This is a genomic window from Mycobacterium sp. GA-1841, assembly GCF_001954135.1.
GTDB lineage: Bacteria > Actinomycetota > Actinomycetes > Mycobacteriales > Mycobacteriaceae > Mycobacterium.
Map to the genome: position 1 here is coordinate 52,720 of NZ_MBEQ01000094.1, position 15,117 is coordinate 67,836.

Sequence of the window (15,117 nt, forward strand, 5' to 3'; positions counted from 1 at the left end):
ACGGTCATGCCGGCAGGACCAGTTCCTTCCATGTGGGCACGTGATCGGCGGTAACAAGGTTGTGTTGCTCGTAGACGTGTCCGTTGGGTGCCATGTACTTTCCGGTGCCGGGGTCATAGCGGGAAAAGGCCACCGGTGGGCTCGCCTCGGGCATCACTGGCCGCGGTGGCGGACTGGGTGGGCCTTGGCCCGGCAGAACGAGCGTGCCCTCGGCAGGGCCGTCCAGATGGTCATTCTGGGCTATCCGCCAGTCCGGCGGTACCCCTTGACCGACCAGGTTGGGGTCGAAAGGGTGAGGGCCGAGAGCGTGCTGACGTTGCGCGAGCGGTTCGAAGGGCTTGTCGCTGTCGCATTCCTCGACTGTCGGTGCGCGTTTTCCGGGGTGACCCATGCAGGGGTAGTTGCGGGCACCGCGTACGGCGATGGGTGCGTCTTGAGGCAATTTGCAATACAGACCATCAGGGGTATCGGCTGGAGTGGTGTCGGCCGGTGGCCGCCATTGATCGGGCGGCAGGTAGCCGACGGTGCACGGTGATGGGTCTGCCAGCGTGAGTCGGAAGTCGCCGAGTCCTTTACCAACGTAGTTGTTGTTCGGCCCAGCACCGATGAACATGGCGGTCAGCGGTGGCAACAACACAAGGATCTGTTCCAACGCCGGGTGATAGGTCACACCGACCTGCCCGATCGAGGTGAGGTTGGCCAGAAGTAGCGGGAGTGTCGGTCTGGCTTGTTCGAAGAGCCGGGTGGCTTCATCGAAGGCCGCGGGACCTCGCTCCAGCAGCCCGCGGATTTCAGGATCGTTCGTGACCAGTTGCGTAGTGACTCCGGTCAGGCTGTGCGCCCACAAGCGAATGGCATCCGATGTCTGGACCTGTGAATCGAGCAGCGGTTGGCTGTCTTCGACGAGTTGGCGGGTCTGTTCTGCAGACGCCCGAAGATGGCCAGTGACCCGTGATGCTGAATCGAACAGGGAGCCAAGGTCATAATCAGCGCCTTCGAGGCCCCGTGAGGTTTCGTTGAGTAACTGAGTCAGTGGGTCTTTGGGGATGCTGCCCAGCAGGGCACCGAGCTGATCGAGCATCGGTCCCACCTGTTGGGGGATGGTGGTGTCGCGGGCTGCGATCACGGAACCGTCGCGCAAATAGGGTCCGACATCGGTGCGTGGTCGGAGTTCCACGTACTGCTCACCGATCGCCGAGACGCTGCGTACCTGCGCCTGTAGATTGGCTGGAATTCTCGGTGAGCTTTGCAGTGAGAGTTGTGCAGTGGCGCCAGGCGCGGTGGGTCGGATGGCGATCACCTTGCCGATTTGGCTGCCGCGGTAGGTGACGTTGCTGAACCGGTACAGGCCACCGGCGCCCGGCAGCTCCAACGTGACGGTGATGCGCCCGATTCCGAGCAGGGTCGGAATTTGCATGTAGGAGAATGCCATTACGGCGACACCGATGACTGATGCCACGGTGAAAATGATCAGCTGGGCGCGGATGAAACGTGTCAGCATCAACAGCCCCCGATAGCTCCGTTGGTCGGTGGTGGCGTGCCGGGGATTCTTGGTGGGGGCGGTCCGACACCATCAGGCAGTCCTGTCGGGTTCGGGATCATCGGTGGGGCTACGCCAACTCCGAGGGGATTGTTGCTGTAGTAGGCGTCGTAGCCGGGATCGCCGGGCGCCGGAACGAGTGTCAATCCCTCTTTCCCCCAACGTGTTCCGAGGAGCATACCGCCCTTGAGCCGGTTGACCGTGAGATCTAGGGTGGCGAACAAGTTGATGTAGTCTCCACGCACCGCGCGGTCGATGAAGTCCTGGGTGAGCGGATAACTGGACAGAAAAGCCAACCCTCGGTCCAGATCGGGTCCGACGTTGGCCAGGCTGCACAGCGTGGGTTCCAGGTTGCGCAGGTTCGCGACAAGGTCGGATTGGGTGTCGCCGACCACCTGTGTGGCGGTGTCAGCAAAAACGCCGAGCTCACGCAGCGCAGTGGTAAACGTCGGTTGCTGCCGGATGAGGATGTCCAGTGCACCGGGCATGGTGTGGAGTGCGCGCACGAGCACCTCTTTCTGCGCACCGAATGTGTCGGTGAGGCGGTCCACGGCGTGCATTGCTTCGACGACGTCGCTGCGCTGCGCGTCGAAGGTGCCCACGAGTCGGTCTAGCCGCCCGAGCAGATCACGCAGCTGCGGTTCATGTCCCGACAGTGCGGTGTTCATGTTGTGGATGATGTCGCCGATTTGGCTGAGACCGCCGGAGTTGATGAGCGCTGACACCGCAGCGAGGGTCTGTTCGGTGCTGGGATAGGTGGAAGATTCGTTCAGTGAGAGCGTCGCGCCGACCGGTAGGTGCCCGACCGGGGATTGGTCGGAGGGGGGATCGAGGGCTAGGTGACTCGATCCGAGCAGGCTGGTTTGGCCGATGGTGGCAACCGCATTCGCCGCCACCGTGGCCTCTGGGCGGATCGAGATTTCGACGTCGGCGTGGCCGTCTTTGACTTTCATCTTGGCGATGCTGCCCACCACGACATCGCTGATCATGACCGGCGAGTTTGCTTCGAGCGTCCCGACGTTGGCGATCTCGACGTGATACACCCGGGCGTCTGGTCCACGTCCGGCGGCGCCGGGCAGTGGTAGGGAGTTGATGCCCTGAAACGCGCATCCAGCCGTCGAGGTCAACAACATGCAACCACCGGCGCCGATGAGCCGCCGCAGTGTGGAAATGGTGCTCATGACGGTGGTTCCTCTGTCGCCGGTGGTGCTTCCGCAGGCCTCGTCGGTTGCTCGGCCGGCAACAGCATCTCGGGCAGGTTGCTGGGATGGGGTGGTGCCGGTGGTGGGCCGTAGGCCGACACCGCAGGGGGTGTTTCGGGTGGACCAGGGTCAGGGCCGGTTCCGCCGGGCATCAGGCCTGGTTCGGTGTAGATCAAGTCTTCGGGTGGTGGCGATTTCGCCAGAAACGGATTGATGGGAAAGGGCAACATGTTGAAGTTGGCAGCGTTGAGTGCAGGACCGAGGTACTGGGCGCAAAGCTTGCCGGTCTCGGACGCTGTCACGTTGGCGATAGCCCCGATCGAGGAGCAGATGAACTGGACCGGATTGGAGAAGTTGGTCAGCACGAACGCTCCGGCGCCCGAACCCATTTGGGGGTCGAACATGTTGACGGTGTTGGCCAGTGCGTGTGGCGCGACGTGCAAGACCTGTTCGAGATCTTTACGGTGATCGACAAGGGTTTGGGTGACGTTGGTGAGGCGCTGTAGTTGTTCGCTGGTCTTGTCGCGAGTGCCGGCGATGAATCTCTGTATTTCACCTACGACGGCCGAGAGATTGGTCAGCGCTGCGTCGAGTTCGGAGCGGCTGTTGTCCAAAGTGCTGGTGAGTGTGGCGAACCGATCCTGAAATTGGACGATCTGGGCATTGCTGTCCTTCAGCGCGCTGACGAACGATTGCAAGTTCTTCAGGATGTCAGCGATGCTTCCCCCACCATCGGCGAGGATGCGTCCGACCCCGGACAGTTGAGCCAGTGTGTGGCGTAGTTTGTCGCCGTTGCCGCTCAAGGCGTTGGCGGTGCTGTCGATGAATCGGGTGGCGGCGGTCGACGACCCACCGTTGTGCGGTCCCAGGTCGCTGGCCAGACGCATCAGTTGTTGTTTGACTTCGTCCCAGTCGACGGGTACCGCGGTGCGATCGAGGCCGATCAGCGCACCGTCTGCGATGATCGTAGCGCTCGGCGCGCTTGGCGCGACAAGCTGAATGTAGCAGGCCGAGACAAGGTTTGGTGCGACGATGACGGCGCTGGCGTTGTCGGGCACCGGCACTGTGCGATTGATGTGCATGGTCACTGTGGACTGGGTGCCATGAGGTTCGATGGCTTCGATGGCGCCGACCGTGACCCCAGCTACTCGAACTTGGTCACCGGGGTAAATCGCACTGGCGTGGGTGAAAAGGGCGGTGATGGTTTTCGGAGCGAATGTCGTCACGCGCAGGAGCCATGCCGACGCGGCAGCGATCATTACGACGAACATGAGAGCGGTCGCCCGACGCAGCTGGGATGTGGCGATCATCGCGGGGCCTCCGGGATACCGTTGCGGGGCATCGGGAACTCGGGCCGCGGACCGGGCTGGTCAGCGGGTTGGCCGGCGGTTGGCCCCCGTCGAAATCCGAAGGCGTAGTCGAGGAATGGCTGCAAGAGATTGCCGGGCAGCAGGTCGGGCACGTAGGCGTTGTAGTAGAAGCCATTGGCGACGGTCTCACCGAGTGTGATCTGGAACTTCGCCAACGAGGGCAACATCTTGGCGATGTTGTCTCGGCTGCGTTCCAGCGTTGCCGTGACCGCGTTGAGTTTGTCCAGAGTGCGTGCCAGTTTCTGCTCGTTGTCGTGGATGAAGCCTGAGAGTTGTTGGGCCACCGCCGAGGTATTGACGAGCAGGTCGATGATGGCTTGTCGCCGCTGCACGAGTACCTCGACGAGGTCGTTGGCGTTGAGGATCAGTGTGTTGAGTTGTTGACTGCGCTGAGCGAGGACACCGGTGACTTCGGAGGTGGACGACAGCAGCTCACCGAGTGTCTGGTTGCGGCTGTTGAGAGATTTCGATAGCCGGGTGAGTCCGTCGAAGGTAGGACCCAACCGGGGAGCGATCTGGTCGATTGTGGTTGCCAGAGTCTCCAGCGACTGGTTCAACGTGGCGGTATCGGTCGCCGCGGCGTTGGTGGTGAGGTCGTCGACCGCGTCGGTCAACGAATACGGGGACGAAGTTCGCGTCTGCGGAATCACGTCCAAGGGGCGCATGGTGCCGCTGCCGGCGGACTCCAACACCAGCACTCGTTCGCCCAGGAGGCTGCCGGTGCGGATGTGCGCCGAGGTGTCCGAGGCCAGCCGCACTGTCGCGTTGACGGTGAAAGTGACGAGCGGCTGCAGGCCCCACAGGACCACGTCGGTGACGGTCCCGATGTCGACGCCGGACAGCTTCACCTTGTTGCCGGCGCTGAGACCGCCGGCTTCAGCGAACAATGCCTGATAGGTGATCTGTGATGCTCGCGCCCACAACCGCTCGGGTTGCAGGCCGACCGCGATGATCAGCGTTACCAAGATGATTCCGATGAGGCCACCGCGGATGAGGTGGGTACCGCCGTATTTCAGCATCAGGGCTCCCCGCATCTTCCGGCTTCTTGTTTGAACCAAGGAAATTCGGCCGTGCGGCCCTGCAGATCGGATACCCGTACCGCGATACCGCACAAGTAGTAGTTCACGAAGCTGCCGTAAGCGCCCGTACGGATCAGCTTGTAGTAGTTCTCCGGTGCCATTCGCAGGCCGGTTTCGAGCCGATCCTTGTCTTGGTCGAGTAGTGGCGCCAGGCGGTTGAGTTGTTCGACTGTGCCCGACAATGGCGGTCGTGCCTGGGTGAGCAGGCCGGCCAGCGACGCTGTGCCGTTGTTGAGTGACTCGATGGCAACGCCGATCGGGTCCCGATCTGTCGATAGGCCGTCGACGAGTCGTTGCAGGCGGTCGATGGTTCCGGAGAATTGATCGCTGTCGTTGGCCAGGGTGTGCAGGGTGGTTTTCAGATTGTCGATGACCGACTGCACGGTCGCGCTGTTGTCGGCCAAGGTGTTCGTGAACGAAGCGGTCTTGGACATCAGCGAATCCAATGTGGCGCCTTGGTCTTGGAAGACTGCGATCAGTGAGGAAGTCAGTGCGTTGACGTCTGCGGGGTCGAGGCCCTGGATGACGGGTTTGAGCCCGCCGAGTAACAGGTCCAGATCGAGTGCGCCGGCGGTCCGCTCCAGAGGAATTTGCGCGCCGGCGGTCAGTATTTCAGTGGGCCCGGGACTGTCGATGAGTTCGAGGTAGCGGTCGCCGACCAGGTTGAGGTAGCGCACCACAGCACGGGTTTTCTGGGTGAGAAGGACATCGCGTTGGGTGTCGAAATCGACTTCGACCGTCTTGTCCTCACGGAGCAAAACCGCGTTCACAGTCCCGATGCGGATGCCGGCCATGCGTACCGAGTCGCCCTTGTGCAGGCTTGAGGCGTCACCGAAGAGCGCCGAATACGACGTCTTGGGACCGGATTGGAACTCGCCGAAAACCATGAAGAGCGCTGCGGTCAGAAACGCCATGACCGCGGCGAAGGTACCGAATCTGACGAGAGTTGTTGTGACGTGCATGGTTATCCCGGTTGTCCGATCTGAGCGGTGTTGCGGGGCGGACCGTCGAGCGGGCCGAACAGCCATTGTTTGAGGCCATCGGTATTGAGAAGGATGTTTTGATTCCCGTATTTCCACGGGTTGCTGCCGGTGTCGGCGACCACCCACCGGGGCCGCCCGAGAAACGGCACCGGCAGATCTTCGCAGTGTGGGCCACCTTTGGCGGCAACTTTCGGTAGGTCGCCCGGATAGCGGTAGCGTTCCTGCCCGGCAGTGAGGCCGGCGATCACCTCGGCACCGGGGATTCGCAGCGGCTGCCACTTCGACATGTATGCCATCGCGGTGAGCTGACAATGCAGCGCAGCGTTGTACTCGTTGGTCAGATGGGTCGTGGGAACCAGCAGGTGCAGCGCATCGGCCAGCGACTGCCGGTTCTCACTCAGCATTGAGGTACCGCTTTGCGCCAATCCGATTGTGCTGAGAAGAAATGCATCGAGGTGGTGTCGCTCGTCGATGATGGAATTGCTGATGCGGGTGACGTTGTCGATGGTGGTGAGAAATTCCGGCGCGGCATCGACGTAAGTGCCGAATACGGTAGGGGCGACGGCCAAATCATGGCTGAGTGCGGGTAAAGCCGGCTCGGTGGCGGCCAGGAAAGCGTCGAAGTCATCGATTGTCTGCCCGATTCGGTGACCACGTCCGCTGAGCGCTGACCCCAACGTCGACAGTGTTTCGTTGAGTTTGTCGGGTGGCACATGATCGAGCAATGTGGTGAGTTGCTCGAAGAGGGTGTTGATTTCGACCATCACATGGCGGGCGCCGATGACCTGCCCCGCGGAGATGCGTTGTGACACAGGGTGCTCAGGATCGCGGAGTTCCACCGCCTTCGCACCGAATGCGGTCGGCGAGGCGATCTCGACGAGCACGTTCGCCGGTACCAGGTGGACGTGGGATTCATCGAGAGCGAGGTGGATGGCGGCCTGCCCGTCAGGCCGGGTTTCGATGGCCGTGACACGGCCGATCTGCACACCGTGCAGCTTCACCTTCGCCCCGGCGTTGAGAACCAACCCTGCTCGGTGCGAAAGCACAGTCACCGGCATTCCCTGACGAAAGTCGCCACGAAACAAGCTGACCGCCAGCGCGAGGACACCGATCAGCGCTGCAACAGTGGCGAAACCGGCCAGCGGCCGCTTGTACTGCGGTGGGTGGAGTCGGCTCACGTACTTCTCCATATCGCGCGACCAGCACGGTTCGTTTCACGACACACCGCGACCTCGGCAGCCGCTGCGAGGTGCACTGCGCAGGTCGGCGAAAACCACTGCCACCCACCGCCAATCGTGTGCTCAGGCCCCACCCCATACCTCCTTTGACGCCGAGCGAGTTACAGTATTGCCCGATATTATTTCAGAAACTGAAATGAATCTAGTGCCAATGGAGGCGAGAGTGAAGCGAGCAATGGCGGTCAAGGATCTTGCCGGGCCGGAGACGGCGGACTACATCGTCGTGGGTTCTGGGAGCGCAGGGGCGATCGTGGCCCGGCGGCTGGCCGACACCGGTGCGGCGGTCATCCTGATCGAGTCAGGCCGCCAGCGCCGTGGCCCGCTGGTGACGGTCCCCGGTCTCTGCGGGGCCATGCACGCGGTCACGGGCCTACAGCGGCTACTCACCTGGCCCGCCTACAGCGTCCCGCAACGACACATGAACGGCCGCAAGCTTCCCCAGTCCCACGGCCGCGTACTCGGCGGCGGCAGCGTGATCAACGGAATGGCGTTCGTGCGCGGAAATCGGCGGAACTACGACGACTGGGCGGCCGAGGGCGCCACCGGCTGGGCGTTCTCCGACGTATTGGCGTCCTTCCGTCGGCTGGAGAGTTTCGAGGACGGTGCCAGTGAACTTCGCGGGGGCCACGGACCGATAGCAGTGGAGCGCGCGACCGGTCTGGCGAGCGTTACCGAACGCTTCATGGCCGCGTTGGCGGCAACCGCCGGGGTCGGCATGAACAGCGACTACAACGGTGAACAGCAAGCCGGGGTGGCGCCGATACAGCAGAGTGCAGGCGCGGGCCGCCGAGTGGGGACCGACCGCGGCTACCTGTGGGGAGCACCGGCCAATCTCCGTGTGCTCACCGGAGTTACGGCAACTCGGGTGATCGTGGAGAACGGCCGAGCAACCGGCGTGGAGCTGGTTTCGGGCCGCAACCGGCGCCCGATCGGTCCCGTCCGCGCAAGTCTCGAGGTGATCGTCAGCGCCGGTTCGCTGGGCTCACCGCGACTGCTGATGTTCTCTGGTATCGGCCACGCAAGTCATCTGCGTGAGCATCGGATTCCGGTTGTTGCCGACCTGCCTGTCGGTGACAACCTGCACGATCATCTGTTCGTACCGATGTCGTACCAGGCGCCCGGCGGCCGCCGCTCCTCGCCGTGGAGTTTCGTCGGAGCAGCGGCCCGCGAATGTGTCCGGCCGCGCTCGACCTTTATGGCGCACACGCCATTCGAGGCGCTGGGCTTCGTAGACAGCGGGACACGGATCGGCACCGATGTTCCCGATCTTCAGATCTTCATACTGCCCCTTGGCTATCCCGAGAACCAGGATGAGCCGGGACTGCACCTGGCCGCCGATCCGTCACCGTCGTTGTCGTTGTTGCCGACCATGATCTATCCAGAGAGTCGTGGCACCGTGCGGCTGGCCTCGACCGATCCGTTCACTGCTCCGCTGATCGATCCGAACTACCTCGCCGATCCCCGGGATCTGAGGACCCTGGTGGCCGGCATGGAGCTTGTCAGGGAGACCTTGGCGCACCAGGCGATTTCACGGGAGATCGGCCGGGAGGTAATGCCGGGTTCGGATCAGACCGGTGTCGACCTGGCGGACTTCGTGCGTCGAAATGCTTCGGGCGTGTATCACCCGGTCGGGACGTGCCGGATGGGCACCGATGAGCGCGCGGTTGTCGATCCAACGCTGCGGGTGCGGGGAGTGGAGGGGCTCCGGGTGGCCGATGCATCGATCATGCCAAACATAGTGGGCGGCAATACGAATGCTGCGTCTATGATGATCGGTGAGCGGGCTGCTGAACTGATCATCGACGGACAGTTCCGGTGAAGGGGGCGCCGCGCGTCAGCGGGCACCGCCCGGCACGGTCTGACCACTGCGATATTTCAACCGCAACACGTAATAACAGAGACGTGCTGTTCAGCGAGGTGTGGCAACACATCCATTCCGCCTCTGCCCCTAAGGGATTCAATGGGTGCGGCAGCGGTATGACTCCACGGTGATGTCCGTCGGCCGTCCCTCCGGTTGCCCGATTTGCCACGTGCTGGCCGCACCGGCGGTGAATGGTCCTGGCGCTCCTTGCGATCCATAGTACCCACGCGGATCCCACGTCTTGGCCTCCGGATACGGCCAAGGGCATGCCACGGAGGACGCCGCGCCGGTCACACGCACCAGCCAGAATGCCGAGCTGAAACTGATCATTGCGACATTGAGGATGAGCGTCATCACCAAAAAGGTGGCCAACTTCGGGCGACGAGAATGCAGGCGCATTCGTCGGGCGAGCTTTTCCGCCTGAGTTTTCCCGGTGTCGTCGCGATAGAGCAGGATCGACGCCGGAATCATGATGACCGTGATGAGGACACTGGCCATCAACAATGGGAACTGACTGTTCTTCCCGACATCGATCGAGCCGAATTCGATGACATGGCTATACGTGAGGAACTGAGCACGGGTCAGCAGGATCTCTTGAGCGGCATCCCAGATGACACCGATGACGAAGGTGAGTAAACCAATCGAGATGAGCGGATGGCGCCAGACGAAGCCCTCCGGGCCTTTGCGCCGTTGGAGAGCTCTCAGGATCGGGTTGGCCAGGAAGTACGGAAGTAACACATAGGGCGCGTAAACGAAGGAAGTGATCGGCTCGATGATCGGAGAGATGTTGAACCACGGCCAATCTCGGGGAAAGTGCCAGAGATTCGGGTTGTAGACCAGCCCTATCGCCCAGTTGTTGATCGGGTCCCACCACAGCAATGTGCTGGAGGCAAGGACCATGAGCACGGCTGGATGCCCCGGGCGCCGCCGCCACGCCAGTACGGACGCGACGAAGATCCCGGCAGCGAGCAGGGCCCCGAGTACCTGTCCCCAGAGAATCCAGTCGAACGGGTAGAGAAGTGGCTCCACCGGTGGCGGCTTGCCCACCCCGTCGGGATTCGCATTCTCGGGCGATACCGGCCCGTGCTTCTCCGCCGATACCAGTACGAATACGAACAGCGCCGCGACCACCACCCAACAGACAACGGGCTTCCACGGCAAAGTACCGCGTGACCCCACCGCACGCGTCGCGACCGCGGACTCCTGGACACGAATCAATGGCTTCATGGGTCTCCGTGCTGATCGTCGCGTCCGTGGTGGCGCGTAAGGCGAATCTCGCCTTGCAGGCACAATAGCCCGTTTCTTTCAGAAACTGAACTATTTGCCTGGAGCGCCGACACAACGTCGGCCGGTATCGTGTGACGTCGTGACCGACACCATTGGAGCCGCCGACGACGCCGATATCGTCGATTTCCTCGGTGCCGTGATGGATGTTCAGCGCATGCTCTCGAGCCTGACCATGCCTGTGGCAGAGGAGCATGCGATCTCTGAACGCGCCCTCGGCATCATCTTTCTCGTCCATGCCGGACTCGACCGCCCCGGCTTGCTGCACGAATATCTCAATGTCTTGCCGAGCACGATCACCTCCGACATCGACAAGCTGATCGCCGCGGATCTGCTGAGACGGAAGCCATCGAAAACCGACCGACGGGTCACCCGGATCGAGGTGACACCGCGAGGCGCGCGCGTGCAAAAGGAGTCATTGGGCCGACTGCACGAGTTCTTCCGCGCCAAGGTAGCCGGCGTCGCTCTCCAAGAGCTCCAAGATTGCATCGCCACACTGCGCAAACTGAGCGGCGTTCCACAGTCGCCGGTTCCCAATCCGCTGCGTAGAGACGGGTCATCGCCGGATTAGGCTCCGGACAAGTTGGTCGGTCACCAGCCATGCCGGGCCGAAGACTAGAAGTCAGTGGACGCCTCCAGCCGGCTAATCAGTTGATCCCGGTGAGCGGTATTCCGAAGAGGTCGAAGTCAAACGGACTATGGGCTCGGACGAAAGGCGTTCGCCTTTGGCCGCCATCACATTTCTAGGGAACGAGACACCCCTTCACACGCGCCGGGCGGTCGACGTTTTCACCGTTGTGGTGTTTCGTATCAACCCCAGATTGGCGATCACGTGTTGCCACCCACAGAGTGTAGATTGCCATTTTCGATGACCGGCGACATCTCCTCCACCTGCAATCTTTCCCGGGTTGCCACAGATTTGACGGAAACGGTTTTGCCATCCAGATGGCGGATCCTAGAACCGGACGGTGGTCCGCGAAATGCCCACGCCGGCAAGTCGCCTGGGTCGTGAAGGCGGAGCGCGTGCCGTGTCGCAGGCGTTCAGGAGGTGGCTGTATCCCGCCGTGCCTCGTCAACCGTTGAGGATCTCGGTGATCCCCTCGCGGTAGGTGGTGGTCCGGAACTTGGGGAAGCGGGCGGCGAACTTCGAGGTGTCGAAGATGTTGTCGACGCCGTAGCGCGGCATGAGTTCCGTTGCCTCCTTCGCCTTCTCGTTGACCAGGCCGGCCAGCTTGAACACCATGAGCGGGACTGTGGTGAAGCGGATCTTGCGGCCCGTGACTTCCGAGGCGATCGTGATCATCTCGCGGTAGGTCAGCCGGTTCGGGTCGACGGGCAGGTGCCAGGTCTGACCGTAGGCATCGGGCGTGTTGCCGATCAGGCCCATGGCATGGCTGGCGTCAGGCGTCCAGATGAGGCTGCGCTTGGTGTCGGCGCTGACCGGGACCAGCGGGCGCTCGCCTTTCTTGATCCGGTCGAAGACGGTGGTGTTGGTAAGGCCTTGCGTCTTGCCGGGACCGTAGAACTCGGGGGCCCGCACGATCACCGCCTCGACCCGTCCTTCGTCGATCTCCTCCTGCAGCCGTGTCGCGATCTGCGCGCGCACAGCCGCCTTGCGTCCGCGGGGCTTGAAGGGGGTTCTGCCCTCGATCTGCGGGGCCGCCGTCTGCGGATACATGTAGGTGTTGTCGAAGAAGACAAGCTTGCTGCTGTGTTTGCGGACGGCGGCGATGGTGTTCTCCATCATCACCGGGAAGCGCTGCTCCCAAATCGCCGAGTCCATCGGCAGCCCGACGGTCAGATAGGCGATGTCGCTGCCGGCGACGGCGCGGTGGGTGGCCTCGGCGTCGGTCAGGTCGGCCTTGAGCAGCTCGTCCGTCTCGTTGACCTTGTCAGGGTTGCGTCCGACCAGCCGGATGTCATGGGTGACGTTCGCGTGCAGGTAACGCGCGAGTTCTTCGCCGATCTGCCCGTTGGCTCCTAGGATGGTTTGCATTCTTCGTTCCTCGATTCCGGTGGCCTTACTTCACGCCGGGCAGGTGTTTTGCCAGTCGTAGCCATAGGGTGGCGATGCGGGCGTAGGTCTTGGGACTGATGCCGTCGGGCGCCCCGACGGGTAGGAGTCTCTCGATGGCGATCGTCTGGGACTCTGTGTACTTCAGGATGCCGTGCTCACCGTGGCGGCGGCCCGATAGCCGCGTTTCTCATCAGAGGTCCACACGCTGAAGTTGAGACCGTACTCGCTGTCGTTGGCCTTGGCGATGGCTTTCTCTTCGTCGGCGACTCGGTAGAGCGAGACGAGTGGTCCGAAGGTCTCGTGGGCGTAGACCTCCATGCTGGAGTCGACGTCGGTGAGGATGGTGGGCTCGTAGAAGTAGGGTCCGAGGTCGGGGCGGGGCTTGCCGCCGGCGAGCACGGACGCGCCCTTGGCGACCGCATCGTCGACGTGCCGGGTGACGGTGTCGAGCTGCTTCTGCGACACCAGGGATCCCATGTCGGCGGAGTAGTCGATGCTCGGTGACAGTTTCATCGCCCGGGTCGCGGCGGCTAACTTGGCGGTGAACTCGTCCCACAGCGAATCGGGTACATAGATGCGCTCCATGGAGATGCACAGCTGGCCGGTGTTGGAGAAGCACGCGCGGACGGCTCCTGAGACCGCCGTGTCGACATCGGCGTCGTCGAGCACGAGCAGGGCGTTCTTGCCGCCGAGCTCCATCGAGCAGTCGATGAGATGCTGGCCTGCCTGAGCAGCAACAGTGCGGCCCACGGCTGTGGAGCCGGTGAACATGAGGAAGTCCGAAACCTCGATGATCGGCGTACCCAACTCGGCGCCGGACCCGGTCACCACCTGCACCAGACCGGGCGGCATACCCGCCTCCTCGAGCAGGTCGACGGCCCACAACGCCGAGTACGGGGTTTGGGCATCAGGCTTGGTCAGCACCGCGTTACCAGCCCCGATCGCCGGCAGGGCGTCGCTGATACCGAGGGTGAGCGGATAGTTCCACGGGGAGATCACACCGACGAGCCCCTTGGAGTGGTGCAGCTCCCAGACCTTGGTCAGCGCCAGCTGCGCACCCTGGCGGCACTTCGGCTTCAAGTAATCAGCAGCGGTGTTCGCGTAGTAGCGGCTGCTCATGGCCACGTCGAGTGTCTCCTCGAACGCATGCCTGCGTGCTTTGCCGTTCTCAAGTTGGATGAGGTCGAGCACCTCGTCCCGGCGGTCCAACACGAGGTCATGGAAACGCCGGAGCACGCCCGCGCGCTCCTCGACGGGCCGTTGCGCCCATACCTTCTGGACGCCGCGGGCTCGTCGTGCGGCGTCCAGAACGTCGTCGGGCGAGCAGCGCGGGACGCGGCCGAGGACTTTCCCGGTCATGGCGTTCGTAACGTCTTGGCGCGCATCAGGATCGGCCGCCCGTACCCGGGCGGCCAGCGACTGCAGCCGCGCCGAGTCGATGTTGTCGGCGATCGCAGTCATCGGCGCGGTCATCGTGCCGGAACCGAGACGGGCACGGGGATGTGCAGGGCGTTCTGGCATTCGGTGAACACATCGAAACGCAGTGCCTTGATCGGCTTGAGCGAGCGAATGTCGTCGGTCAACCGTCCGGACCCCAGCTCCAGTGAGATGTCTCGCGGGAGCAACTTGCTGCCCGCGGCCAGGTTATTGGTCTGGCTCAACGTGGCGTTCCAGCCCCCGCCCAGTTCCGTGTAGGAGATCAGTGTGGAGACCTTAGTACCGCTGGGAATCTGCTTCTGCGACGGAGTGGCGACGTCGATCGCGATGTCGGTGCCCCCGTCGTCATTGGCCACCCGGGCGATGGTCCGCCGGCTGTCGATGTCGACGTCGATCTCGGTCACCCACTTCGGGAAGCCGTAGCCGTCATGGCCGCGCACCTGGGCGATCTCGGTGTTCACCGGCAGCGACAGGACGTAGGCGTGCATCGAATCGTTCGCCAACGAGGAGACCAGGTCGGTAGCGGCAAGCTTGCCGTGTCGCGCGGGTCGCACCGCGATGCCGACGGTCGCCTCGGTGTAGAAGTCGATGTCGCATACGTCGTAGCGGAAGAACACCACGGAAAACAGCCCGATCCCCGGAACGACCTGCAGCGGGTCCAGTTCGCGAGGAAGTCGGGACCGTAGCGCCTTCATCGGAGCAAGGTAGGTGATCTGCGCTTTCGACATCGCATAGTAGAAGTTGGGCGTTCGCGTCGGCCCAATTGCGGACTGGACCTGTGTCTTGGGCAGCGTCCGGAAGAAGTCGACGCTGCGCACGCGGGGATCGGCGGCGACGACGTCCAGGTCAGCGTCCATGCGGTAGCGGTCATACAGCCCGCCCCTGGGCACGGTGACCTTGCGCTCTCCGAATTCGACTTCCACCACATCCTCGGCCGTGCCGTTGTCACGCCCCGTACTCGACGCCATCGCCGCCCCTTCCTCAATGTGTGCAGTGCATACATGGCGACGATAGAATCTCATGTGAGCGGTGTCAACATGCAAATGTATCCGCGGTGGCGCCCGCCATGGCGGGCGACTGCCATGCTTTAGGCCGGATAGACGAAG

The 15,117-nt window shown here is 62.8% G+C and carries 11 protein-coding genes and 1 pseudogene; 2 read left to right on the forward strand and 10 right to left on the reverse strand.

Annotated features, from left to right (window positions below):
* Positions 1-4: 4 nt before the first annotated feature.
* From A5740_RS22010 to A5740_RS22035, 6 genes are read right to left on the reverse strand one after another with little or no spacing between them, the layout of a single operon-like run.
* Positions 5-1,501 (reverse strand): MCE family protein, encoded by a 1,497-nt coding sequence (locus A5740_RS22010; RefSeq protein ID WP_076197561.1) that lies wholly within the window; start codon positions 1,499-1,501, stop codon positions 5-7.
* Positions 1,501-2,721, reverse strand: coding sequence for an MCE family protein (locus A5740_RS22015; protein ID WP_076197563.1), 1,221 nt, complete (start codon positions 2,719-2,721; stop codon positions 1,501-1,503). Before A5740_RS22015 ends, A5740_RS22010 begins: the two co-directional genes overlap by 1 nt.
* Positions 2,718-4,052 (reverse strand): MCE family protein, encoded by a 1,335-nt coding sequence (locus A5740_RS22020; protein ID WP_076197565.1) that lies wholly within the window; start codon positions 4,050-4,052, stop codon positions 2,718-2,720. Before A5740_RS22020 ends, A5740_RS22015 begins: the two co-directional genes overlap by 4 nt.
* On the reverse strand, positions 4,049-5,131 hold the full coding sequence (locus A5740_RS22025; protein ID WP_076197715.1) for an MCE family protein: 1,083 nt from the start codon (positions 5,129-5,131) through the stop codon (positions 4,049-4,051). Before A5740_RS22025 ends, A5740_RS22020 begins: the two co-directional genes overlap by 4 nt.
* Positions 5,131-6,153, reverse strand: a complete 1,023-nt coding sequence (locus A5740_RS22030) for an MCE family protein (RefSeq protein ID WP_076197567.1) — start codon at positions 6,151-6,153, stop codon at positions 5,131-5,133. Before A5740_RS22030 ends, A5740_RS22025 begins: the two co-directional genes overlap by 1 nt.
* Positions 6,154-6,155: 2 nt before the next feature.
* Positions 6,156-7,352 carry an MCE family protein gene (locus A5740_RS22035; RefSeq protein ID WP_254849293.1) on the reverse strand — a complete coding sequence of 399 codons (1,197 nt, stop codon included), beginning with the start codon at positions 7,350-7,352 and terminating at the stop codon, positions 6,156-6,158.
* Positions 7,353-7,575: 223 nt separating this feature from the next.
* On the opposite strand from A5740_RS22035, the gene A5740_RS22040 reads away from it, so the two are divergent.
* Positions 7,576-9,231, forward strand: a complete 1,656-nt coding sequence (locus A5740_RS22040) for a GMC family oxidoreductase (protein ID WP_254849294.1) — start codon at positions 7,576-7,578, stop codon at positions 9,229-9,231.
* A gap of 138 nt (positions 9,232-9,369) precedes the next feature.
* On the opposite strand, the gene A5740_RS22045 is transcribed toward A5740_RS22040, so the two are convergent.
* Positions 9,370-10,407, reverse strand: a complete 1,038-nt coding sequence (locus A5740_RS22045) for a spirocyclase AveC family protein (RefSeq protein WP_175616323.1) — start codon at positions 10,405-10,407, stop codon at positions 9,370-9,372.
* 232 nt (positions 10,408-10,639) lie between these two features.
* On the opposite strand from A5740_RS22045, the gene A5740_RS22050 reads away from it, so the two are divergent.
* A complete protein-coding gene (locus tag A5740_RS22050) occupies positions 10,640-11,128 on the forward strand; it encodes a MarR family winged helix-turn-helix transcriptional regulator (protein WP_076197573.1) in 489 nt (162 codons plus the stop codon).
* 501 nt (positions 11,129-11,629) lie between these two features.
* Here the strand turns inward: A5740_RS22050 and A5740_RS22055 are convergent.
* The 3 genes and pseudogenes from A5740_RS22055 to A5740_RS22065 all read right to left on the reverse strand — a co-directional run bounded on the left by A5740_RS22055 (position 11,630) and on the right by A5740_RS22065 (position 14,979).
* On the reverse strand, positions 11,630-12,553 hold the full coding sequence (locus A5740_RS22055; RefSeq protein WP_076197575.1) for an NAD-dependent epimerase/dehydratase family protein: 924 nt from the start codon (positions 12,551-12,553) through the stop codon (positions 11,630-11,632).
* A gap of 25 nt (positions 12,554-12,578) precedes the next feature.
* Positions 12,579-14,047: pseudogene (locus A5740_RS22060) on the reverse strand (succinic semialdehyde dehydrogenase).
* Positions 14,044-14,979 (reverse strand): acetoacetate decarboxylase family protein, encoded by a 936-nt coding sequence (locus A5740_RS22065; RefSeq protein WP_076197577.1) that lies wholly within the window; start codon positions 14,977-14,979, stop codon positions 14,044-14,046. The pseudogene A5740_RS22060 and the gene A5740_RS22065 overlap by 4 nt, the downstream one beginning before the upstream one ends.
* Between the last annotated feature and the right edge of the window lie 138 nt (positions 14,980-15,117).